This window comes from Klenkia sp. AC732, from assembly GCF_979256525.1.
The window spans coordinates 17,230-38,528 of sequence record NZ_CEEDOS010000013.1 but is presented as its reverse complement, the minus strand read 5'-3'; the positions used below and the strand labels follow the sequence as shown (position 1 = coordinate 38,528).

Annotated in this window: 22 protein-coding genes and 1 pseudogene; 11 read left to right on the top strand and 12 right to left on the bottom strand. The window is 76.7% G+C overall.

Annotated features, from left to right (window positions below):
* Positions 1-35 precede the first annotated feature (35 nt).
* Positions 36-953, top strand: a pseudogene (locus AC0IVP_RS08180) (PDR/VanB family oxidoreductase); the annotation flags it as partial.
* Positions 954-964: 11 nt separating this feature from the next.
* Positions 965-2,167, top strand: coding sequence for a cytochrome P450 (locus tag AC0IVP_RS08175; RefSeq protein WP_471755810.1), 1,203 nt, complete (start codon positions 965-967; stop codon positions 2,165-2,167).
* Between the two features lie 67 nt (positions 2,168-2,234).
* Here AC0IVP_RS08175 and AC0IVP_RS08170 read toward each other — a convergent pair whose 3' ends face one another.
* A complete protein-coding gene (locus AC0IVP_RS08170; protein ID WP_471755808.1) occupies positions 2,235-3,059 on the bottom strand; it encodes a helix-turn-helix domain-containing protein in 825 nt (274 codons plus the stop codon).
* 37 nt (positions 3,060-3,096) lie between these two features.
* Between AC0IVP_RS08170 and AC0IVP_RS08165 the strand changes: the two genes are divergently transcribed.
* A complete protein-coding gene (locus AC0IVP_RS08165; RefSeq protein ID WP_471755806.1) occupies positions 3,097-3,639 on the top strand; it encodes a TIGR03086 family metal-binding protein in 543 nt (180 codons plus the stop codon).
* Between the two features lie 2 nt (positions 3,640-3,641).
* On the opposite strand, the gene AC0IVP_RS08160 is transcribed toward AC0IVP_RS08165, so the two are convergent.
* The gene (locus tag AC0IVP_RS08160) at positions 3,642-3,965 is read right to left on the bottom strand and encodes a tetratricopeptide repeat protein (protein WP_056293743.1); all 324 of its coding nucleotides are present in this window, start codon (positions 3,963-3,965) and stop codon (positions 3,642-3,644) included.
* 80 nt (positions 3,966-4,045) lie between these two features.
* On the opposite strand from AC0IVP_RS08160, the gene AC0IVP_RS08155 reads away from it, so the two are divergent.
* From AC0IVP_RS08155 to AC0IVP_RS08135, 5 genes are all read left to right on the top strand, one after another.
* The gene (locus AC0IVP_RS08155) at positions 4,046-5,281 is read left to right on the top strand and encodes an MFS transporter (RefSeq protein ID WP_471755804.1); all 1,236 of its coding nucleotides are present in this window, start codon (positions 4,046-4,048) and stop codon (positions 5,279-5,281) included.
* 13 nt (positions 5,282-5,294) lie between these two features.
* Positions 5,295-6,443, top strand: coding sequence for a precorrin-3B synthase (gene cobG / locus AC0IVP_RS08150; protein WP_471755802.1), 1,149 nt, complete (start codon positions 5,295-5,297; stop codon positions 6,441-6,443).
* The gene (locus AC0IVP_RS08145) at positions 6,440-7,069 is read left to right on the top strand and encodes a precorrin-8X methylmutase (protein ID WP_471755800.1); all 630 of its coding nucleotides are present in this window, start codon (positions 6,440-6,442) and stop codon (positions 7,067-7,069) included. The genes cobG and AC0IVP_RS08145 overlap by 4 nt, the downstream gene beginning before the upstream one ends.
* Positions 7,066-8,601, top strand: coding sequence for a precorrin-2 C(20)-methyltransferase (locus tag AC0IVP_RS08140; protein WP_471755798.1), 1,536 nt, complete (start codon positions 7,066-7,068; stop codon positions 8,599-8,601). The genes AC0IVP_RS08145 and AC0IVP_RS08140 overlap by 4 nt, the downstream gene beginning before the upstream one ends.
* A 107-nt stretch (positions 8,602-8,708) precedes the next feature.
* Positions 8,709-9,935 carry an MFS transporter gene (locus AC0IVP_RS08135; RefSeq protein ID WP_471755796.1) on the top strand — a complete coding sequence of 409 codons (1,227 nt, stop codon included), beginning with the start codon at positions 8,709-8,711 and terminating at the stop codon, positions 9,933-9,935.
* Here the strand turns inward: AC0IVP_RS08135 and AC0IVP_RS08130 are convergent.
* From AC0IVP_RS08130 to AC0IVP_RS08120, 3 genes are all read right to left on the bottom strand, one after another.
* Positions 9,922-10,536, bottom strand: a complete 615-nt coding sequence (locus AC0IVP_RS08130) for a PilZ domain-containing protein (RefSeq protein WP_157519264.1) — start codon at positions 10,534-10,536, stop codon at positions 9,922-9,924. The genes AC0IVP_RS08135 and AC0IVP_RS08130 overlap by 14 nt on opposite strands.
* 119 nt (positions 10,537-10,655) lie before the next feature.
* The gene (locus tag AC0IVP_RS08125) at positions 10,656-11,291 is read right to left on the bottom strand and encodes an HAD hydrolase-like protein (protein ID WP_235564718.1); all 636 of its coding nucleotides are present in this window, start codon (positions 11,289-11,291) and stop codon (positions 10,656-10,658) included.
* Complete coding sequence (locus AC0IVP_RS08120; RefSeq protein ID WP_200938826.1) at positions 11,288-12,007, bottom strand: cobalt-precorrin-6A reductase; 720 nt, start codon at positions 12,005-12,007, stop codon at positions 11,288-11,290. Before AC0IVP_RS08120 ends, AC0IVP_RS08125 begins: the two co-directional genes overlap by 4 nt.
* Before the next feature lie 20 nt (positions 12,008-12,027).
* Between AC0IVP_RS08120 and AC0IVP_RS08115 the strand changes: the two genes are divergently transcribed.
* On the top strand, positions 12,028-13,119 hold the full coding sequence (locus AC0IVP_RS08115; protein ID WP_056293765.1) for a cobalt-precorrin-5B (C(1))-methyltransferase: 1,092 nt from the start codon (positions 12,028-12,030) through the stop codon (positions 13,117-13,119).
* Between the two features lie 44 nt (positions 13,120-13,163).
* Here the strand turns inward: AC0IVP_RS08115 and cobM are convergent, their stop codons facing one another.
* Genes cobM through def form a run of 3 tightly spaced genes read right to left on the bottom strand, consistent with a single transcriptional unit; the run spans position 13,164 to position 15,648 of the window.
* Positions 13,164-13,904 carry a precorrin-4 C(11)-methyltransferase gene (gene cobM, locus AC0IVP_RS08110; RefSeq protein WP_056293769.1) on the bottom strand — a complete coding sequence of 247 codons (741 nt, stop codon included), beginning with the start codon at positions 13,902-13,904 and terminating at the stop codon, positions 13,164-13,166.
* Positions 13,901-15,094 carry a precorrin-6y C5,15-methyltransferase (decarboxylating) subunit CbiE gene (gene cbiE, locus AC0IVP_RS08105; protein ID WP_471755794.1) on the bottom strand — a complete coding sequence of 398 codons (1,194 nt, stop codon included), beginning with the start codon at positions 15,092-15,094 and terminating at the stop codon, positions 13,901-13,903. The genes cobM and cbiE overlap by 4 nt, the downstream gene beginning before the upstream one ends.
* Positions 15,091-15,648 carry a peptide deformylase gene (gene def / locus AC0IVP_RS08100; protein ID WP_056293777.1) on the bottom strand — a complete coding sequence of 186 codons (558 nt, stop codon included), beginning with the start codon at positions 15,646-15,648 and terminating at the stop codon, positions 15,091-15,093. The genes cbiE and def overlap by 4 nt, the downstream gene beginning before the upstream one ends.
* Positions 15,649-15,681: 33 nt before the next feature.
* On the opposite strand from def, the gene AC0IVP_RS08095 reads away from it, so the two are divergent.
* A complete protein-coding gene (locus tag AC0IVP_RS08095) occupies positions 15,682-16,650 on the top strand; it encodes a cobalamin biosynthesis protein (RefSeq protein WP_471755792.1) in 969 nt (322 codons plus the stop codon).
* Here the strand turns inward: AC0IVP_RS08095 and AC0IVP_RS08090 are convergent.
* The 4 genes from AC0IVP_RS08090 to AC0IVP_RS08075 form a co-directional block, all read right to left on the bottom strand.
* Positions 16,604-17,278, bottom strand: a complete 675-nt coding sequence (locus AC0IVP_RS08090; RefSeq protein ID WP_056293782.1) for a pyridoxamine 5'-phosphate oxidase family protein — start codon at positions 17,276-17,278, stop codon at positions 16,604-16,606. The two genes, AC0IVP_RS08095 and AC0IVP_RS08090, sit on opposite strands and share 47 nt — an antisense overlap.
* A 4-nt stretch (positions 17,279-17,282) precedes the next feature.
* The gene (locus tag AC0IVP_RS08085; RefSeq protein ID WP_056293785.1) at positions 17,283-18,278 is read right to left on the bottom strand and encodes a carbon-nitrogen hydrolase family protein; all 996 of its coding nucleotides are present in this window, start codon (positions 18,276-18,278) and stop codon (positions 17,283-17,285) included.
* A gap of 82 nt (positions 18,279-18,360) precedes the next feature.
* Entirely contained in the window at positions 18,361-19,335 is a 975-nt protein-coding gene (locus AC0IVP_RS08080; protein WP_056293787.1) for an AraC-like ligand-binding domain-containing protein, read from the bottom strand.
* Between the two features lie 54 nt (positions 19,336-19,389).
* Positions 19,390-19,656 (bottom strand): hypothetical protein, encoded by a 267-nt coding sequence (locus tag AC0IVP_RS08075; RefSeq protein ID WP_471755790.1) that lies wholly within the window; start codon positions 19,654-19,656, stop codon positions 19,390-19,392.
* 61 nt (positions 19,657-19,717) lie between these two features.
* Here AC0IVP_RS08075 and yczR point away from each other — a divergent pair, with 61 nt between their 5' ends.
* Positions 19,718-21,166, top strand: coding sequence for a MocR-like transcription factor YczR (yczR, locus tag AC0IVP_RS08070; protein ID WP_471755788.1), 1,449 nt, complete (start codon positions 19,718-19,720; stop codon positions 21,164-21,166).
* Positions 21,167-21,299: the final 133 nt, after the last annotated feature.

Below are 21,299 nucleotides of genomic sequence, written 5' to 3'. Positions count from 1 at the left end.
CCGCCCGCACCGCCGACCGGCACGCGGTGGCCCTGCGGGTCGCCGACAAGACCGTCGTCGCCGACGGCGTCGTGACGCTGACCCTGGTGCACCCCGACGGCGGCCGGCTCCCGGACTGGACGCCGGGATCCCACGTGGACCTGGTGCTGCCCACCGGGGACACCCGGCAGTACTCGCTGTGCGGGGACCGCCGGGACGCCCACCACCACCGGGTGGGCGTGCTCCGCGAGCCGGCCGGCCGTGGCGGGTCGGCCTGGGTGCACGACGAGCTGGCCGTCGGCGACCTGGTCGGCGTCGGCGGTCCGCGCAACGCCTTCCCGCTGCGCCCCGCGCAGCGCTACCTCTTCGTGGCCGGCGGCATCGGCATCACCCCGCTGCTGACCATGGTCGCGGCCGCCGGAGCACAGGGCATCGACTGGCAGCTGGTCTACGGCGGCCGCACCCGGGCCTCCATGGCGTTCCTCGACGAGCTGGCCCGGTACGGCGACCGGGTCTCGGTGCTCCCCCAGGACGAGGTCGGCCTGCTCCCCCTGCGCGACCTGGTCGACGGGCTCCACCCCGACACCCGGGTCTACGCCTGCGGCCCCCCGCCGCTGCTGGACGCACTGGCCGGGTGCGGCCTCCCGCCGCACGTGCTGCGCACCGAGCGCTTCGTGGCCCGGGAGCAGGGCGCCCCCGTGCGGGACACCCCGTTCACCGTGGTCCTGGACCGCACCGGCACCGAGGTCGTCGTGACGCCGGGGGTGAGCGTGCTGGAGGCGGTGCGGTCGGTCGGCGTCGACGTGCTGTCCTCCTGCCGGGAGGGCACCTGCGGGACCTGCGAGACCGCCGTCCTGGCCGGCGAGCCCGACCACCGCGACTCCCTCCTCGACGACGCCGACCGGGCCGCCGGGGACTGCATGTACGTCTGCGTCTCCCGCTCCCGCGGGGACCGCCTGGTGCTGGACCTGTGAGAGGACCCGCCGTGACCGCCGTCGCGACCCCGCCCGAGCTCGACCTGGACCCCTTCGCCGACGACGTGCTGCGCGACCCGCTGCCGGCGCACGCCGCACTCCGGGACGCCGGGGCGCTGGTCCGGCTGCCGCGGCACGACACCTTCGCCGTGGCCCGGTACGTCGACGTCCGGGCGCTGCTGTCGGACTGGCAGTCCTTCGAGTCCGCCGCCGGGGTGGGGCTGACCAACTTCCGGCGGGAGACGCCGTGGCGCCCGCCGTCCCTGCTGCTGGAGGCCGACCCGCCCGCGCACGACGCCCCACGCACCGTCCTGGCCGGGATCCTGGGCCCGCGCGCCCTGCGCCGGCTGCGCGCGGACTGGGCCGCCGACGCCGACCGGCTGGTCGAGGACCTGCTCGCCGGGGGCAGCGTCGAGGTCGACGCCGTCCCCACGCTGGCCGAGGCCTTCCCGCTGCGGGTCTTCCCCGACGCCGTGGGGCTGGGCCGGGAGGGCCGGGAGCACCTGCTGCCCTACGGCGACCACGCCTTCAACGCCTTCGGCCCCACGGACAACCCACGGGTGCTGGCCGGCAACGAGCGGATGGCCGAGCACGCCGGCTGGGTCGGGCAGCAGTGCCTGCGCGAGAACCTGTCCCCGGTCGGGTTCGGCGCCGACGTCTGGGCCGCCGCGGACCGCGGCGACCTCACCCACGCCCAGGCCCCGCTCGTCGTCCGGTCGCTGCTGACGGCCGGCGTGGACACCACCGTGCACGGCATCGGGGCGCTGCTGCACGCCCTGGCCGTCACCCCCGGCGCCTGGGAGGCGCTGCGCGCCCGGCCCGAGCTGGTCCGGGTCGCCTTCGACGAGGCGGTCCGCTGGGAGTCCCCCGTGCAGGCGTTCTTCCGGACGGCGGTGCGCGACGTGCCGGTCGGGGACGGCGTCGTCCCGGCCGGGGAGAAGGTGCTGGTGTTCTTCGCCGCGGCCAACCGGGACCCCCGGCACTGGGCCGACCCGGACCGCTTCGACCTCACCCGGGACCCCTCCGGGCACGTCGGCTTCGGGATGGGGATCCACCAGTGCGTGGGGCAGCACGTGGCCCGGCTGGAGGCCGAGTCGCTGCTGACCGCGCTGCTGGCCCGGGTGACCCGGCTGGAGCTCACCGGCGCCCCGGTGCGGCACCTGAACAACACGCTGCGCGCCTGGGAGTCGCTGCCGGTGCGCCTCACCGTCTGATGGCATGGGATCCCCCGCATACGGCAGAGGGCTCACGCCGTATGCGGGGGATCCCATGCCGGGGCGGTCAGCGGTAGCGGGCGGCGAAGCGGCCGGGCGTGGTGCCGGTGACCCGGGAGAAGTCCCGCACGAAGTGGGCCTGGTCGGCGTACCCGAGCACCGCCGCGGTCTCGGCCAGCGGGGCGTCCCCGGAGCGCAGCCGCTCGGCGGCCTCCTGCAGCCGGCGGCGCTGCACCAGCCACTTCGGGGTCAGGCCCAGCCGGCGGTGCAGCAGCCGCTGCAGGGCCCGCTCGGACAGCCCCGTCTCCTCGCACAGCTGGGCGACCCGCAGCAGGTCCGGGCGGCTCTCCACCAGGGCGACGACCCGGTCGACCAGCTCCCCCTCGGCGTCGACCGGCAGCAGTGGGCGCAGCACGTCGCCGAAGGCCGCCATCGCGGTCCGGTGCGCGCCCTCGGCGTGCGGGTCGGGCGCCATCGCGGCCCGGACCCGCGCGGTCAGCTCGATGCCCGCACCACCCAGCACCGTCGACATGTCGACACGTCGATCCGTGTGCCCGTGCATCGGGCCGCCGGCGACCAGGGCGCCCGCGGCCGGCGTCAGCATCACCCCGACCGCCCACCCGTCGCCGGTGAGCGTCGTCGTCGACAGGCCGGTGACCACGCCGTAGAACCGCGCGTAGTCCGGCGCCACGACGAGCAGCCCGACCGGGTACTGCAGCACCTGCTGGACGGACTCCGCACCGGCCGGGACCGACCAGACCGGCACCCAGAACCGCTGCACCAGCGGCGCCAGGCCGGCGTCGGGGGCGTAGCGGTACATCGCGTGCGAGCGGTCGTCGGGCGCGCGCAGGTGCGCCCGCTCGATCGCGTCGGGCGACCTGTCGGGTTCCATCAAGACCCAGCCTGCCGCAGTCGGCCAGGGTGGTCACGTGACCGACACCGCCGCCTCCTACGAGGCCACCGCCCGCGCCCTGTCCGCCGTCCTGGACGCCGTCCCCGCCGATGCCTGGTCGCGGCCCTCACCGTGCGAGGGCTGGACCGCCCGCGACGTCGTCGCCCACGTGGTGGACACCCAGCGCGAGCTCCTGACCACGCACGGCGCCGACGTGGGGCCGGCACCTGCTGCCGACGACCCGGCCGCGGCCTTCCGCGCCCACTCCGCCCGCGTGCGGGAGCTGCTCACCGACGAGCTGGTGGGCCGGGGCTACGACGGGTTCTTCGGCCCCACCACGGTCGGCGCCACGCTGGAGCAGTTCTACGTGTGGGACATGGTCGTGCACCGCTGGGACGTCGCCCGCGCCACCGGTGGGGACGACGCGCTCACCGAGGCCGAGCTGGACCGCACCGAGAGCGGCGCGGACTCCTTCGGCGAGGCCCTGCACATGGACGGCATCTGCGCACCGGCCCTGCCGGCCGACGCGGACGCCGACCGGCAGACCCGGGTGCTGGCCCGGCTGGGACGCCGGGCCTGAGCTCAGCTCGCGGCGCCCAGGGCGTCGGCGACCCGGTGGTGGGTGGCCGCCTCGGCGCCCCGGTGCTGGCGCTCCAGGGTGCGGGCCAGCGCGCGGCGGGCCCAGCCGTCGGCCGGGGCCAGCTCGACGAGCTGCCCGAAGGCCTGCTCGGCGCGGGCCAGCTGGGCGGACTCGAAGCAGGACCGCCCGAGGAGCTCGAGGACGGCGACGTCCTCGGGGTACTCGGCCACGACCGGGGCCAGGATGGCCACCGCCTCGGTGGGCTGGCCGCTGGTCAGGAACAGCTCGGCGCGGAGGTACTCGGAGTGCAGGTCGATGGTGGTCATCGGTGGCCTCCTCTCAGGCGGTCGGTGCAACACGACGACGCCCGCCGCATTCCCGGCCGCTCAGGAGCAGGATCCCCCTCGTGACCCGCACCGTCGAGACCCCGCCCACCGAGCGCGAACGGGCCCGGCGACGTGCCGTCCCGGTGCTCGTGGGCAGCCAGGTGCTGGGCGGCGTGGGGGTGGCCAGCGGCATCGCCGTGGGCGGCCTGCTGGCCGAGCAGGTGTCCGGGTCGACCGCGCTGTCCGGGCTGGCGCAGACCGCCACGGTCCTGGGTGCGGCCGGGCTCGCGGTGCCGATGGCCCGGCTCGCGGCCGCCCGCGGCCGGCGTCCCGCGCTGGCCGCCGGCTACGGCCTGGGCCTGGCCGGGGCCGGGCTGGTGGTGCTGGCCGCGGTGATCGGCTCGTTCGTGCTGCTGGTCACCGGGCTGCTGCTCTTCGGCGGGGCGACCGCCTCGGGCCTGCAGGCCCGCTACGCCGCCACCGACGCCGCCACCGCGCAGACCCGTGGCCGCGCGCTGTCGGTCGTGGTCTGGGCGACGACGGCCGGCGCGGTGCTCGGCCCCAACCTGTCCGGGCTGGGCGGCCGGGTCGGCACCACCCTCGGGCTGCCCGCCCTGGCCGGGCCCTACCTGTTCTCGGCCGTGTCCTTCGCCGCCGGCGCCCTGGTCGTGTGGCTGCTGCTGCGCCCGGACCCGCTCGTCGTCGCGGGACCCGGCGCACCCGCACCGGCCCGGACGTCGGTGCTGGCCACGCTGCGGGTGGTGCTCGCCGTCCCCCGGGCCCGGCTCGGGCTCGCCGCCGTCGCCACCGGGCACGCGGTGATGGTCGGCGTCATGGTGATGACGCCGGTGCACCTGGGCCACGGCGGTGCCTCGCTGCAGGTCGTCGGGCTGGTGATCAGCGTGCACATCGCCGGCATGTACGCCGCCTCCCCGCTGATGGGCTGGCTGGCCGACCGGGCCGGCCGGATCGCGACCATCTCCCTCGGGGTGGGCCTGCTGGCCGCCGCGCTGCTGGTCGGCGGGCTGGCCGACGCCGCCGCCCGCGGCTGGGTCACCGTCTCGATGCTGCTGCTGGGGTTGGGCTGGTCGGCCGCGCTGGTCGCCGGCTCGACGCTGCTGTCGGAGTCGGTGCCGGCCGACGTCCGGACGTCGGTGCAGGGCACGTCGGACCTGGTCATGGGCCTGGCCGGCGCCGGTGCCGGTGCGCTGGCCGGGCCGGTGCTGTCCGCCGGTGGCTTCGTCTCCGTCGCCGGGGCGGCCGCGGTGCTGCTGGTGCCGGTGGTCGTGCTGCTGGCCCGCCGCCCCCGCACGTAGCCTGGCGGGGGTCATGAGCACCCCGCACCGCGACCGTCCCGACGCCTGCCCCGGCGCCCTGCAGACCCACACCGCCGCCGACGGCGAGCTGGCCCGGGTCCGGGTCCCCGGCGGGCTGCTGTCCGCCCCCCAGCTGCGCGCGCTGGCCGCCGCCGCCCGCGAGCTGGGCGACGGTCACCTGGAGATGACCAGCCGCGGCAACCTGCAGCTGCGCGGCCTCGCCGTCGACACCGACCTCGGCGACCGGCTGGCCGCCGTCGGGCTGCTGCCCTCCACCACGCACGAGCGGGTCCGCAACGTGCTGGCCAGCGCGGTCACCGGCCGCTCCCCCGGGGGCCACCTCGACGCCCGGCCGTGGGTCCGCGAGCTCGACTCCGGGCTGCTCGGCGCCCCCGCGCTGGCCGACCTGCCCGGCCGCTTCCTGGTCACCCTGGACGACGGCCGCGGCGACGTCGTCGGCCTCGGTGGGGACGTCGGCCTCCTCGCCCTGTCCCCCGACGACGTCGCCCTCACCCTGGCCGGCGCCGACTCCGGCCTGCGCGCCACCCCCGCCGACGCCGTCGCCCTGCTGCTGGCCGCCGCCCACGCCCTGCTCGCCGAGCTGGCCGCCCAGGGCGGGCAGGCCTGGCGGATCACCGAGCTCGCCGACGGCCCGTCCCGGGTCGCCGCCCGGGTCGGCACCCCCGGCCCCGTGGTCGCGGTGCCCGGGGCGCCGCCGACCGGTCCGGTCGGCGCCGCCACCCAGCCCGACGGCCGGACGGCGCTCATCGGCGTCCTGCCCCTGGGCCTGATGGGCGCGGACCAGGCCGACCTGCTCGCCCGGCTGGCCGAGGAGGTCCAGCTGACCCCGTGGCGCAGCGTCGTCGTCCCCGACCTGGCCGAGGACGCCGTCGACGACGCCGCGGTCGACCTGTACCGCACCGGCTTCGTCTTCGACGCCGACAGCCCGTGGCTGCAGGTCACCGCCTGTGCCGGGCGGCCGGGGTGCGCGAAGTCGAGGGCCGACGTCCGGGCGGATGCGGCGGCCGCGGTCGCTGCGGGCACACTGCCGGGAGACGGTGCGCGCCAGCACTGGGCCGGCTGCGAGCGTCGCTGCGGGCGACCTGCCGGCGCGCTGGACGTGGTCGCCACCGGTGACGGCTACACGATCGGAGCGGTGTGACCCAGCAGTACGAGTACGAGCACGACGGCGCCGAGATCTACCGGCAGTCCTTCGCGACCATCCGGGCCGAGGCCGACCTGGCCTCGCTGCCGGCCGACGTCGCCCGGGTGACGGTGCGGATGATCCACGCCTGCGGGCAGGTCGACCTGGTCTCCGACGTCGCCTGGTCCGAGGGCGTCGTGGGCAAGGCCCGGGCCGCCCTGGACCTGGGCGCACCGGTGCTGTGCGACGCCCAGATGGTGGCCGCCGGGGTGACCCGCAAACGGCTGCCGGCCTTCAACGAGGTCGTCTGCACCCTCAACGACCCGCGCACCCCGGACCTGGCCCGCGAGATGGGCACCACCCGGACCGCCGCGGCCCTGCACCTGTGGGGCGAGAAGCTCGAGGGCGCCGTCGTCGCCATCGGCAACGCCCCCACCGCGCTGTTCCACCTGCTGGAGATGGTCGCCGCCGGCGGCCCCCGCCCGGCCGCCGTCGTCGGCATCCCGGTCGGCTTCATCGGCGCCGTGGAGAGCAAGGAGGCCCTCGCCGCCTCCGACCTGGACTTCCTCGTCGTCCGCGGCCGGCGTGGTGGCTCGGCGATGACCGCCGCCGCGGTCAACGCGCTGGCGAGCACCGCCGAATGACCGGCCGCCTCTACGGCGTCGGCCTGGGCCCCGGCGACCCCGAGCTGGTCACCGTCAAGGCGGCCCGGCTGATCGGTGCCGCCGACGTCGTCGCCTTCCACTCCGCGCGGCACGGCCGCTCGGTGGCCCGCGGGCTGGCCGAGCCCCACCTGCGCGAGGGCCAGATCGAGGAGCTGCTGGTCTACCCGGTCACCACCGAGACCACCGACCACCCCGGCGGCTACCAGGGCGCGATCGACGAGTTCTACGAGACCGCCGCCGCCCGGCTGGCCGCCCACCTGGACGCCGGCCGCGACGTCGTCGTCCTCGCCGAGGGCGACCCGTTCTTCTACGGCTCCTACATGCACATGCACAAGCGCCTCGCGCACCGGTACCCGACCGAGGTGGTGCCCGGGGTGACCAGCGTCAGCGGCGCCTCCGCGGTGCTGGGCCGCCCGCTGGTCGAGCGCGACGAGGTGCTCACCGTGCTGCCCGGCACGCTGCCCGCCGACGAGCTGGCCGAGTGGCTGGCCACCACCGACTCCGCCGCGGTGATGAAGCTGGGCCGCACCTTCCCCGCCGTCCGGGAGGCCTTCGAGGCCGCCGGCGTGCTGGACCGGGCCTTCTACGTCGAGCGGGCCACCACCGACCGGCAGCGCGTGCTGCCGCTGGCCGACGTCGACCCGGACACGGTGCCCTACTTCTCCCTGGCGCTGCTGCCCTCGGAGCTGCTCGGCCCGGGCAACGACGCCGTCCCCGCGGCGGAGGCCCTCCCCCTGGTCGCCGACCGGGACGTCGAGCTCCCGTCGCCGCCGGCGGGGGGCGGGGCGCTGACCGTCGTCGGGCTCGGCCCCGGGGCCCGGTACTGGCTCACGCCCGAGGCCGCCGCCGCGCTCGCCGAGGCCGACGACCTGGTCGGCTACGGCCCCTACCTGGACCGGGTGGCGGCCAACCCGCGGCAGGTCAAGCACCCCAGCGACAACCGGGTCGAGGCCGAGCGCGCCGCCGCCGCACTGGCCATGGCGCGCTCCGGCCGCCGGGTGGCCGTGGTCTCCTCCGGTGACCCCGGCGTGTTCGCGATGGCCGCCGCGGTGCTCGAGGTGGCCGCCGCGGACTTCCCCGACGTCCCGGTGCGGGTGCTGCCCGGCATCACCGCCGCCCAGGCCGTCGCCTCCCGCGTGGGCGCCCCGCTCGGGCACGACTTCTGCGTCCTGTCGCTGTCCGACGTCCTCAAGCCCTGGGACGTCGTGCTGGACCGGCTGCGCCACGCGGCCCAGGCCGACCTGGTCATCGCGCTGTACAACCCGCGCTCCAAGGCCCGCCCGCAGCAGCTCTTCGACGCCCGCGAGGCCCTGCTGGAGGTCCGCTCCCCCGACACCGTGGTCGTCGTCGGCCGCGACGTCGGCGGCCCCGAGGAGTCCCTGACCGTGACCACCCTGGGCGCCCTGGACCCCGGCACCGTCGACATGCGCTGCCTGGTCATGATCGGCAGCACCCAGACCAGGGTGACCGCCAGCGGCCAGGTCTACACCAGCCGCCACTACCCCGACTGACCCCTCGAGTGCGCGGTGCGTCTGGTCTCGCAGGCCCGGAGACCAGACCCAGCGCCCACTCGGTGACGGCGGGAACACATCGCACCCACCCCCGCTTGGTGCTTGCTGTGCGCAACCAGCAGCTCTCCCGCCCTGCGGCGTTCTGGTCGGTGGCGGTGCTGCTGGTCCTGGTGCTCGCGGCCTCCGGGGTGCCCTCGCCGCTCTACCGGGTGTACGCCGAGGAGTTCGGGTTCTCCTCCGGCGTGATCACCGTGGTGTTCGGCGTGTACGCGTTCGCGCTGCTCGTGGCGCTGCTGACGGTGGGCGCGCTCAGCGACCACGTCGGACGGCGGCCGGTGCTGGCCGCAGCGCTGGTGCTGGAGGCGGCGGCGATGGGGCTGTTCCTCGCCGCGGACGGCGTGGGCTGGCTGCTGGCCGCCCGGGTGGTGCAGGGCCTGGCCACCGGGGCGATGACCGGCGCGTTCGGCGCGGCGCTGCTGGACCTGCAGCGCCCCGAGCGGCCGCTGGGCCCGCTGGTGAACTCGGCGTCCCCGGGCTTCGGGTTGTCGGCGGGCGCGGTCGGGGCCGGGGTGGCCGTGCAGTTCCTGGCCTCGCCCACCGAGTGGGTGTTCGGCGTCCTGGCGGTGCTCTTCCTGGTGGCCGCGGTGGCGGTGTGGGTGGCGCTGCCGGAGTCCTCGCCGCGGGCCCCGGGGGCCTGGGCGTCGCTGCGCCCCAGCGTGCACGTGCCGCGGGAGAACCGGCGGGCGTTCGTCGTGGTGCTGCCCTGCCTGGCCGCGACCTGGGCGCTCGGCGGGCTCTACGCCTCGCTGGGCCCGTCGCTGGTCGCCGGGGTCTACGGGGTGGAGGACCACGTCGTGGGCAGCCTGGTGATCCTGGCGCTCAACGGCACCGGTCTGGTGGGGTCGCTGGCCACCCAGCGCCTGGAGCCCACCCGCGGGATGGTCTCGGGGGCGCTGGTCTTCGCCGTCGGGGTCGCCGGCACGGTGGCGGCCCTGGCCACCGGGTCGCTGGCCGCGTTCTTCGTCGCCGCGGTGGTCTCCGGGTTCGGCTTCGGGTCGGCCTTCCTGGGCGCCATGGCCACCGTGACCCGCGGTGTCGCCCCGGCCCAGCGCGCCGGCCTCCTGTCGGCGGTGTTCACGGTCAGCTACCTGGCCTTCAGCATCCCGGCCATCGTCGCGGGCGTGGCCGCCACCCACGTCGGCCTGACGACGACGGCGCAGGTCTACGGCGCGGCGGTGATCGTGCTGGCGCTCAGCGCGGTCGTCGGGCTGGTGCTGCACAGCCGGTCGGCACCGGTGGCCGTGCCGGTGCCCGAGCGCGTCACGGCAGGCTGAGCCGCCACTGCTCGCGCAGGGCAGCGGACACCTGGGCGCGGAGCAGCTCCGCCAGGCTGGGGCACAGCTCGTCGAAGGCGACGACGACGTCCCACCCGCCCTCGGCGGGCAGCACCCGGTGCAGCCGCCCCGGGAGCGGGAAGACGGTGCCGCGCAGGGTGAGCCCCACGTCGACGGCGGCACCGGCGCGGGGTGCCCGGTCGGCCGGGGCGAGCAGGCAGCGCAGGCCGGTCTCGCTGAGGTCCGTCGTCCGGCCGCTGGTGGCGGCGCCGGTGTCCCGGTCAGTGACCCGGACCCGCAGCCGCAGGGGCGCGCGGACGGCGTCACCGCCCTCCACGGGCCGGGAGGGGCCGTCGGGCACCAGCTGCCACCGGACGCCGGTGCGGGTCGCCCAGCGCACGCCCCGCCGGGCCCGCACGACGCGCAACCCGGCCGGTTCGGGCCAGGACAGCTCGACGGAGCCGTCGCCGGGCAGGTCGGCAGCCAGTTCGACGACCAGGCCGGTGGGACGCAGCTGCTCCACCCGGCCGGTCACGACCCGTCCGTCGACGACGACGTCGACCGACGTCCCCGGCATCGGCAGGTCGGCACCTGACAGCACGCGCACACCTCCTGACCCATTCCGGAACGTGTCGTCCCGCTGGTCAGGTCATCGGCGTCGGAGGGGGCCGGGAACAGTCGCCGGACGGGTGATCACCCAGGGGGGTCACAGCCTCGGGGTCAGAGCCCGGCCAGCGCCGCCGGGACGTCGGCCGGGGTGGCGCAGACGACGGCCGCGCCGGCCTGGACGAGCTCGCCCGGACGAGCGGGTCCCCAGCCGGCGCCGATGCAGGGCAGGCCGTGCACCCGGGCGCCGACGACGTCCTGCGCGCGGTCGCCGACGAGCACCGGCCGCTCCCCCTCGGGGTGGGCGGCCAGGGCGAGGCCGACGACCTGCTGCTTGTGCCGGACCCGGCCGTCCATGGTCGCCCCGTGCACGCCGGCGAAGGCGTCGGCGAGCCCGACGTGGTCCAGGATCCGCCGGGCGAAGGCCTCGGGCTTGCTGGTGGCGACGGCGAGGACGGCGTCGCCCAGCGACCCGAGCAGCTCGGCGATCCCCGGGTAGACCGGGGCCTCGAGCATCGCCCCGGCCGTGTAGTGCGCCCGGTAGGCCTCCACCGCGCGGTCGACGTCGGTGCCGGTGAGCCCGAAGACGGCGGCGAAGCCGTCCTGCAGGGGCGGGCCGACCATCGCGGTGAGCTGGTCGGCGGTCGGCTCGGGCAGGCCGAGTCCGGCGGCGGCGACCCGGATGCTGGCGTGGATGCCGGGCGAGGAGTCCACCAGCGTGCCGTCGAGGTCGAACAGCACGAGCCTCACCGGGACGCCACCCACTCCCGTGCCGCGGCCACGGTGTGCACGACCGCGACGCCGGCCGGCAGCGCGGGCCGGCGGACCAGAACCACCGGGATGCCCAGCTGCCTCGCCGCGGTCAGCTTCGCCTCGGTCATGTGCCCTCCGGAGTCCTTGGTGACGACGACGTCCACGCCGTGCCCGGTCATCAGGGCCACCTCGTCGGTGACGCTGAACGGCCCGCGGGCCAGCAGCAGCGTGGCCCCCGCCGGCAGCGGCTCGGTGGGCGGGTCCACCGAGCGGACCAGCACCCGCCCCGGCAGCGCGGCGAACGCGCCGACGCCCTGCCGGCCGGTGGTGAGGAAGACGGTGCCGTGCACCATCGTGGCGGCCTCGGCCAGCGAGGCGGCCCAGCGCCAGTCGTCGCCGGGCTGCGCGCTCCAGCCGGGGCGCTGCAGGCGCAGCAGTGGCACGTCGACCTCGGCGCAGGCCGCGGCGGCGTTGGCGGTGATGGTCGCGGCGAAGGGGTGCGTGGCGTCGACGACGGCACTGGTCCCGGCCTCGCGGAGGAAGGCGGCCAGCCCGTCGGCGCCGCCGAAGCCACCCACCCGGACGTCGCCGACCGGCAGCACCGGTTCGGCCACCCGTCCGGCCAGCGAGGACGTCACCGGCACCCCGTCCGCGGTGAGCGCGGCGGCCAGCGCCCGGGCCTCACCGGTGCCGCCCAGCACGAGCACGGTCACCGAGGGGGCACCATGGAGCGGTGACCAGCGCGGGGACGGAGGGCAGCACGGGCCTGCGGCACGGCTGGACGACCGGCGCCTGCGCGACCGCGGCGACCACCGCCGCCTACACCGCACTGCTGACCGGCGCGTTCCCCGACCCGGTCACCATCGACCTGCCCCGCGACCGGCACCCGGCGTTCGCGCTGGCCCGCGAGGAGCTGACCGGCGCCGGCGCCACCGCCGCGGTGGTCAAGGACGCCGGCGACGACCCCGACGTCACCCACGGCGCGCTGGTCGGGGTGACGGTCACCCACGGCGCGCCCGGCAGCGGTGTGGTGTTCCGGGCCGGCGAGGGCGTGGGCACGGTGACCAAGCCGGGCCTGCCGCTGGCCGTCGGCGAGCCGGCGGTCAACCCGGTGCCCCGCCGGCTGATGCGCGAGCACGTGGCCGCGGTGGCCCAGCGGCACGGCGGCACCGGCGACGTCGTCCTCACGGTGTGGGTGGAGGGCGGCGCGGAGCTGGCCACGCAGACCTGGAACCCGCGGCTGGGCATCCTGGGCGGGCTGTCCATCCTGGGGACGACGGGCGTGGTCGTGCCCTACTCGTGCGCCTCCTGGATCGACTCGATCCGCCGCGGCATCGACGTCGCCCGGGCCGCCGGGCACACCCACGTCGCCGGCTGCACCGGCTCGACCAGCGAGAACACCGTGACCGCGCTGTACGGGCTGCCCGAGGACGCCCTGCTGGACATGGGCGACTTCGCCGGCGCCGTGCTGAAGTACCTGCGCACCCACCCGGTGCCCCGGCTGACGATCGCCGGCGGGATCGGCAAGCTGGCCAAGCTCGCCGACGGCCACCTGGACCTGCACTCCGCGCGCTCCCAGGTGTCCACCGACGCGCTCGCCGAGCTGGTGGCGCAGGCCGGCGGGTCGGCCGGCCTGGTCGCCGGTGTGCGGGCGGCGAACACCGCGCTGGACGCGCTGCAGCAGTGCCAGGCGGCCGGCCTGCCGCTGGGCGACCTGGTCGCCGCGGGCGCCCGGGAGACCTGCCGCCGCACGCTGGGCGACGCCCCGGTCGAGGTGGACGTGGTCGTCATCGACCGTGGCGGCACGGTCGTGGGCCGCGCCTGAGTGGAGTGTGGGCAGCGAGAGACCCTGCGCCCCCACACTCCACATCAGCGGGACCGGGTCGTGGAGTACAGGTGGCTGTCGGGGAACTCACCGGCGGTGAGCACCGGGCCGACCACCACCACCGCCGTCCGGACGACGCCCGCGGCGCGCACCTGCTCGGCGATGTCGCCCAGCGTGCCGCGCAGCACCAGCTCGTCGTCCCGGCTGGCCCGGGCGACGACGGCGACCGGGCCGTCGGCGCCGTAGTGCTCGGCCAGCTGGGGGGCCAGCACGTCCAGGCGCTGGACGGCCAGGTGCAGCACCAGCGTCGCGCCGGTGGCGGCGTAGGCGGCCAGCTCCTCCCCCGGCGGCATCGGCGTGGAGCGGGCCGAGGTGCGGGTGAGCACCACGGTCTGCCCGACGCCGGGCACGGTCAGCTCGCGCTTGAGCGAGGCCGCCGCGGCGGCGAACGCCGGCACCCCGGGGACGACGTCGTAGGGCACCCCGGCGGCGTCCAACCGGCGCATCTGCTCGGCCATCGCCGACCACACCGACGGGTCACCGGAGTGCAGCCGGGCGACGTCGAGGCCGGCCTCGTGCGCGGCGACCAGCTCGGCGGTGATCTGGTCCAGGTCGAGGTCGGCGGTGTCGACCAGCCGGGCGCCGGCCGGGGCGGTGTCCAGCAGCTCGCGGGGCACCAGGGCGCCGGCGTACAGGCACACCGGGGCGGCGGCGATCAGCCGGGCCGCGCGCAGCGTGACGAGATCGGCGGCGCCGGGTCCGGCACCGATGAAGTGGACGGTCATCGCGTACAGCTCCAGATGGTCACGGGCATGGCGGCCTTCCAGCCGGTGAAGCCGCCGACGGGCACGCCGCGGGAGACGGCGAGCCGGACCAGCTCGCCGCCGACGCGGCCGTGCCACTCGGCCAGCACGGCCTCGCTCTGCACGGTGACCGCGTTGACCACCAGCCGCCCGCCGGGGCGCAGCGCGGCCCAGCAGGCGTCCAGCAGCAGCGGGGTGGTGGCGCCCCCGCCGACGAAGACGGCGTCCGGGGCATCGAGCCCGGCCAGCGCGTCCGGCGCCCGGCCGACGACGACCTGCAGCCCCGGGACCCCGAGCCGCACGGCGTTGCGCCCGGCCCGCTCGGCCCGCTCGGGGGCGGCCTCGACGGCGACCGCGCGGCAGGCGGGGTGGCTGCGCATCCACTCGATGCCGATCGACCCGGCACCGGCGCCGACGTCCCAGAGCAGCTGGCCGGGGACGGGGGCGAGCCGGGCCAGGGTGACGGCGCGGACCTCGGACTTGGTGAGCTGGCCGTCGTGCTCGTAGGCGTCGTCGGGCAGCCCGGGGGTGGTGGGCAGCGGCACGGTGCCGGGGTCGGCGAGGCACTCGACGGCGGTGACCACGAGCGAGTCGGTGGTGGCCGGCGGGGCGGCGGCGGTGCCGGTGCTCACCGACTCGTCCGGACCACCCAGGGAGCCCAGCACGGTGACGGTCGAGCGGCCGTAGCCACGGGCGGTGAGCAGCGCAGCGACCGCGGCCGGGGTGCCGCCGTCCGAGCCGAGCACCAGCAGCCGGCGGCCGGGCTGGACGCGGGGGTGCAGCAGCTCCAGCGGACGGCCGACCAGGGTGAGCACCTCGGTGTCCTCGACCGGCCAGCCCAGCCGGGCGCAGGCCAGCGACACCGACGAGGGGGCCGGCAGCACACGCACGGCGTCCGCGCCCAGCAGCCGGACCAGCGTGCTGCCCACGCCGGAGAGCATCGGGTCACCCGAGGCCAGCACCACGACGGCCCGGTCGGCGAGGGAGTCCAGCAGCCCGGGCAGCGCCGGGAGCATCGGCGAGGGCCACGGCCGATGCTCGACGTCACCGGGCACCAGGTCCAGCTGGCGGGCGCTGCCGACCAGCACGTCGGCGGCCTGCACCGCGGCGCGGGAGGCGGGCGGGAGCCCGTCCCAGCCGTCGGCGCCCAGGCCGACCACGACGACCCTCACGCGGGCAGCTGGCCCTCGGGCCCGGCGGCCTCGGCGAGCAGCAGCTCGCGCTGCTCGGCGGGCAGCAGGTCGACGTAGACGGTGCCGTCGAGGTGGTCGCACTCGTGCTGCAGGCAGCGGGCCGCCATGCCGGTGGCCTCGATGGAGGTGGGCTTGCCGTTGGCGTCCAGGCCGTCGACCCGGGCCCGGAAGGCGCGGTCCAGCTCGGCGTAGGGGCCGGGCACCGACAGGCAACCCTCCTCCGTGCGCTCGATCTCCGGCTCGCCCTCGACCGGCTCCAGCACGGTGAGCACCGGGTTCACCACGTAGCCGACGACGTCCTGACCGGCGGCGTCGGGGCAGTCGATGACGAACACCCGGGCGTCGACGCCGATCTGGTTGGCCGCCAGGCCCACCCCGTCGGCCTCCTCCATGGAGGCGAACATGTCCAGCAGCAGGTGCCGCAGCTCCCGGCCGAACTCGGTCACCGGGGTGCACGGTGCGTGCAGCACCGGGTTCGTGCCGTAGGTGACGATCGGCCGGGCGACGCCGTCGTAACGGCCGGGCAAGCGCATGGGGGTCGATCGTAGTTGGCACCATCGCTCCTCGTGGACCTCCCGACCGCTGCCGGACTCGCCCTGGGCGCTGCCGCCGACCTGGCGCTCGGCGACCCGCGCCGCCGGCACCCCGTCGCGGGCTTCGGCCAGGCCGCCGCCGCGCTCGAACCGCGGCTGTGGCGGGACTCCCGGGCGGCGGGGTCGGCGTACTGGCTGGCCTGCGTGGCACCGGTCGCCGCGCTGGGCCTGGCCGCGGACCGGGCCACCCGCCGGGCCCCCGTCGTCCGCACGCTGGTCACCGCGGCCGCCACCTGGGCGGCGCTCGGCGGCACCTCGCTGGGCCGGGCCGGCACCACGATGGCCGGCCACCTGGAGGCCGGGGACCTGCCCGCGGCCCGCGCGCACCTGTCCTCCCTGGCGGGGCGGGACCCCTCGACGCTGGGTGAGGCCGAGCTGGTCCGGGCCACCGTCGAGTCGGTCGCGGAGAACACCTCCGACGCCGCGGTCGCCCCGCTGGTCTGGGGCGCGGTCGCCGGACTGCCCGGCCTCGTGGCCTACCGGGCGGTCAACACCCTGGACGCGATGGTCGGCCACCGGTCGGAGCGGTACGCCCGGTTCGGCTGGGCCTCCGCCCGCGCGGACGACGTCGCCAACTGGGTGCCGGCCCGGCTGACCGCCGCGGTGACCGTGGCGGTGGCGCCGCTGGTCGGCGGCTCGGCCCGCGAGGCGCTGCGGGTCTGGCGTCGGGACGGCGCCGCGCACCCCAGCCCGAACTCCGGTCGCTGCGAGGCCGCCGCGGCCGGGGCGCTGGGCGTCCGGCTGGGCGGCACGAACGTGTACGGCGCCCGCGTCGAGCACCGGCCCACGATGGGCGACGGCGCTCCCCCGGTGCGCGCCGACGTGGCCCGGGCGGTCGCCCTGTCCCGGGCCGTGTGGACGGCGACGGCCGCGCTGGCCGTCGCCGTCCGGCTGCTCAGGAGCTCCCGGCCAGCAGCTTCCCCACGTAGTCCTCGAAGGTGATCGTGCCGCCCTCGGCCGTCGTCGCTCGGCGGTCGTCGTCGGTCAGCACGTCCTGGACGACGTCGATCCGCTTCCAGGCCGGCACCGGCTGGGAACCGTCGGCGGCCGGGACGTAGCGGCTGTCGGCGACCCGCTGGTGCGGGTGGATGTAGCGCCCGCAGTTGTGGAAGACCGTCTCGACCCGCGCGACGGTGACCAGCTGCGCCCCGGGCCAGCGGGCCAGCAGGACCGGGTCGTCGGTCACCCGCTCGACGTCGGCCTGCAACCGGATCCGGTTGGGCGTCTCCAGGTCGATGAAGAGCAGTCCGATCCTGCCGGTGTCCTCGGCGTTGCCGACCGAGAGGTACATCCCGTTGCCGTCGAAGTGCGGGAAGGCGATCGTCGTCGGGTCCACGACGGCGACCACGCCCGGCGCCCCGCCCTTGTAGGACACGGTCGGGCGGCCCTCGGAGTCGACGGTGGAGAGGAAGAAGAAGTCCCGGGAGCTGATGAAGCCGCCGTAGAAGTCGTCGATCTCGTCGTGCACGATCGCGTCCACGACCCGGTCGGCCAACGGCCGGGCACCGGCGCGCTCCTGGGCCCGGCGGTGCGCCGGGGTGTAGAAGGCGTCCTTGTCGGGGGTGGCCACCGGCTCAGACCTCGGCCGGCGTCGGGAGCTCGTCGAGCACCGCGAGCGGTGCCCGGTCCACGACCACGGGTGACGGCGAGCGGTTCAGCAGCAGCCGGACGACGTCGGGCCGGGAGTAGTGGCCCACCGGGTCGGCGGCGGACTTGGCGATCGCGATGAGCGAGAAGTCCAGGTCCGCGTACAGGATGCCCTCCTCGTGCTCGTCCAGCGGCTGGGCCAGGACGCTGCCCTCGGGGCCGTAGACCTGGGTGAACCCGCCGCCCTGCAGCAGCAGCTGCTTCTTGGTGTCGGTGTCGCAGAACAGGTCGTGGGCCGCCTGCCCGACGACGCCGCAGGGCGCCAGCACGAACGCCTGGCCCTCGACCGCGTAGGTCAGGCTGGCGGCGTTGTTCACCGCGGCGCCCAGGGCGTGCGCGGCGCCCCGGTAGACCGAGAAGCTGGGCCACGAGCCGACGTGGATCTGCTCGCCCAGGGAGTACATCGCGTACTTGGTGAGCGGCTGGAAGTGCTCCCAGCAGTTGAGCGCGCCGATCTTGCCCAGCGCGGTGTCGTGCACCTGGATGTCGCTGCCGTCGCCCTCGCCGAACACCGCGCGCTCGACGGAGGTGGGCTTGAGCTTGCGGCGCACCGCGATGACCTGGCCGGCGTCGTCGATGAAGGCCTGGGACATGTAGAGGCTGCCGCCGGCGCGCTCGCTGAAACCGAAGACGACGTGCACCCGGTGCTGCGCGGCCGCGGCGGCGATCCGCTGCATCTCGGCGCCGTCCCGGGTCATCGAGGCCTCGGCGTAGCGGGCGACGAACTGCATGCCCCAGGCCGGGGAGTCCAGCCAGATCCACCAGGGGTAGCCGGGGATGAACGTCTCCGGGAAGGTGACGAGCTGGGCGCCGTTGCCGGCGGCCTCGCCGATCAGGTCGATCATCGCGGCGACGCCGGCGTCGAGGTCCAGCCACTTCGGCTCGGCCTGGACGGCGGCGGCGCGGACCACTCGTGCGGTCATCTGGGGCTCCCTGGGGTGGTGTGTGCGGGCTCACCCACCCTGCGCCGCCCGGGACCCGCCGGGACTCACCCTGCGGGCCGGCTCACTGACGCCGCGTGCCACCCCGGTGCTCGGCCGGCGTCCGGCCGGTGACGGCCCGGAACGCGCGGTGGAACTGGGCCTCCCCGGCGAAACCGCACGCCGTGCCGACGGCGGCCACCGACCGGTCGGGCCGGGCGACCAGCAGGGCCGCGGCACGCTCGACCCGCAGGGCCCGCAGGGTGTCGGCGAAGGAGTCCGCCCGGCCCTCGAAGAGCCGGAACAGCGCCCGCCGGGACAGGTGGCAGGCCCGGGCCACCGCATCGGCGTCCAGGCCCGGGTCGGCGGCGTGCGCACGCAGGTGGGCGAGCACGCGCTCCCGGTCCAGGGCGGCGCCGTCGGCGCCGACCGGCCGGTCCCCGGCGGCCAGCCGCAGCGCGGAGGCCAGCAGCCCCGGGGCGTGGGCACTGAGCTGGCGGGCGCCGACCGGGTCCCGGTCGTGCAGCAGGCTCAGCGAGGCGAAGAACCCGGCCAGCACCGACCCCGGGCCCTCCGCGTGCAGCGCGATCGCGGTGACGTGCACGGCGTCGTCGCCGATGCCGGCCGCGGCCAGCAGCGGCCGGCGGGGCAGCTGGACGACCAGTTGCTCGAAGGCGTCGTCGAAGTGCAGCGTGTAGGGCCGGGTGCTGTCGTAGAAGCTCATCGCCCCGGGCGTGAGCTCCGCCGTCCGGCCGTCCTGCTCGACCCGGCCCCGCCCGCCGAGCTGGATGCTGGCCAGCAGGTAGTCCTCGGAGCTGCCGGCGATCAGCGAGCGGGTGCGCCGCACGTGCTGCCCGGCGGCACGGACCTCGGTCAACTGGACCGCCGGGTGCGTGACCACCCGCAGCTCGCCGCGGAAGGGCCGGCCGCTCGTCGGGGTCGCCGTCAGCGGGACGAACGTGTCCGAGATGAGGTCCCGCCAGTGGTCGAACGCCTCGACCGGGGGCACCCCGGCGGTCGAGCAGGTGAGCACCTGCGCGTCCGCTCCCGGGGTGCCCACGCGCCGATGATGGCAGCGGGGGACGCCGTTGCCCATCCCCCGCTGCCGGGCAGGTCAGTGCCGCGCGACCGCCGGTGCACCCACGCGCACCGCCGGGGACGACGGCCGGGCCGGCGCGGTCACCGGCGTCCGCGGCCCCCGCCCGTGCAGGGCGCCACGTGGCGCGGGCGGCACCGGGAACCCGGCCGGGTCCACCCGCAGGTGGCTGGCCGGCGGGTCGGCCGGGCCCCGGCCACCGCGGACGGCGATCACCAGGGTGGCCAGCGCGAGGGCGCCACACCCGAGGAGGAACAGCAGCACGAGGACTCCACCTGTGGTCATGGGACGACAGTGGCACCGTCGTCGTTGACCGATCACAGTCCACTGCGGCATGGTGGACTGCATGCCAGTCGCCAGTGAGGAGTCCACTCCGGTCCGCGAGCTGGCCACCCTGCTCGGCGACGTCGACCGGCTGCCCCCGCCGCGGTACGCCGCGCTGGCCCGCCGGGTGCGCGAGCTGCTGGTCACCGGGGAGCTGCCGGTGGGCAGCCGGCTGCCGGCCGAGCGCGACCTGGCCACGGCCCTCGCCGTCAGCCGGGTGACGGTGGCCAGCGCCTACCGGACGTTGCGCGAGGAGGGCTACGCCCGCACCCGGCACGGGTCGGGCACCGTCACCGAGCTCCCCGACGACCGGCCGGAGTGGGTCTGGCAGTCCGGGGAGACCCCGGGCGTGCTGGACCTGGCGCACGCGGCGCCCTCGGCCTCGCCGCTGCTGGCCCCGGCCTACGCCCAGGCGCTCACCGACCTGGCCGGGCACTACGCGGGCAGCGGTTACGTGCCCGGCGGGCTGCCCGAGCTGCGCGCCGCCCTCGCCGACCGGTTCACCGCGCGGGGCCTGCCGACCACCCCGGACCAGGTGCTGGTCACCTCCGGTGCCGGCGACGCCGCGGCGCTGGTCTGGGAGACGCTCCTGGAGACCGGTGACCGGGTGCTGGTCGAGCACCCCAGCTACCCCGGTGCCATCCGCTCGATCGAGCTGGCCGGCGGCCGCTGCGTCCCGGTGCCGGTGGACGTGGAGGACCCCGACGCCCTGGTCGAGGCGGCCCGGCTGGCCGCCCGGCAGAGCGGGCCGCGCCTGGCCTTCCTGATGCCCGACCACGCCAACCCGACCGGTGCGTCGGTGTCGGCGACGGGGCGCCGCCGGCTGGCCGCGACGCTGTGGCAGCAGGGTGTGCTGACCGTCGTCGACGAGGTGGCCGCGGACCTGGTGCTCGAGGGCGAGCAGCCCCCGCACTTCGCCGCCGGGCTGCCGGACGCCGCGACCATCACCGTCGGCGCGCTGTCCAAGTCGGTGTGGGGCGGTCTGCGGGTGGGCTGGCTGCGCACCGACGCCGCCCTGGTCGACCGGCTGTCCACCGTGCTGGGCCACCGGCAGCTGTCGGTCGGCCTGCTGGACCAGCTGGCCGCCACCACCCTGGTGCGCCGGCTGGACGAGGTGCTCGACCACCGCCGGGGCCAGCTGCGCGAGCAGCGCGACGCGCTGGTCGCCGACCTGGCCGCCCGGCTGCCCGACTGGCAGGTCACCGTGCCCACCGGCGGGCTGTCGCTGTGGGCCCGGCTCCCGGTCGGGCTGAGCTCCGCCGCGCTCACCGCGGCCGCGGCGCCGGCCGGGGTGCTGCTGGCCGAGGGCCGGGTCTTCGGCACCGGGTCGGCCTTCGACGACCGCCTGCGGCTGCCCTTCACCCGGCCGCCCGCGGAGCTGGCGGCGGCGGTCGACGTCCTGGTGCGGCTGGACGGGCAGCTGCGCGGTCGACCGGTCCCCCGGCCCGTACCTGCCGCGACGGTCGTCTGACCTGCGGCGTCGAGAACAGCCTCCCCGACAGCGTGCAGGGAGCGTTCCGGATCGGTAGGTTCTGTGCATCGGATGCGGTCGGCCTGGAGCCGACGGTGCCCTCGTCGAGAGGACGGCGGGGGACCCCCGACCC

Excerpts from the sequence above, each read along its gene's own strand:
- AC0IVP_RS08170 (WP_471755808.1), bottom strand. The coding sequence starts at position 3,059 with ATGGAACCCGACAGGTCGCCCGACGCGATCGAGCGGGCGCACCTGCGC.
- AC0IVP_RS08160 (WP_056293743.1), bottom strand. The coding sequence starts at position 3,965 with ATGACCACCATCGACCTGCACTCCGAGTACCTCCGCGCCGAGCTGTTC.
- cobG (WP_471755802.1), top strand. The coding sequence starts at position 5,295 with ATGAGCACCCCGCACCGCGACCGTCCCGACGCCTGCCCCGGCGCCCTG.
- AC0IVP_RS08140 (WP_471755798.1), top strand. The coding sequence starts at position 7,066 with ATGACCGGCCGCCTCTACGGCGTCGGCCTGGGCCCCGGCGACCCCGAG.
- cobM (WP_056293769.1), bottom strand. The coding sequence starts at position 13,904 with ATGACCGTCCACTTCATCGGTGCCGGACCCGGCGCCGCCGATCTCGTC.
- def (WP_056293777.1), bottom strand. The coding sequence starts at position 15,648 with ATGCGCTTGCCCGGCCGTTACGACGGCGTCGCCCGGCCGATCGTCACC.
- AC0IVP_RS08085 (WP_056293785.1), bottom strand. The coding sequence starts at position 18,278 with ATGACCGCACGAGTGGTCCGCGCCGCCGCCGTCCAGGCCGAGCCGAAG.
- AC0IVP_RS08075 (WP_471755790.1), bottom strand. The coding sequence starts at position 19,656 with ATGACCACAGGTGGAGTCCTCGTGCTGCTGTTCCTCCTCGGGTGTGGC.
- yczR (WP_471755788.1), top strand. The coding sequence starts at position 19,718 with ATGCCAGTCGCCAGTGAGGAGTCCACTCCGGTCCGCGAGCTGGCCACC.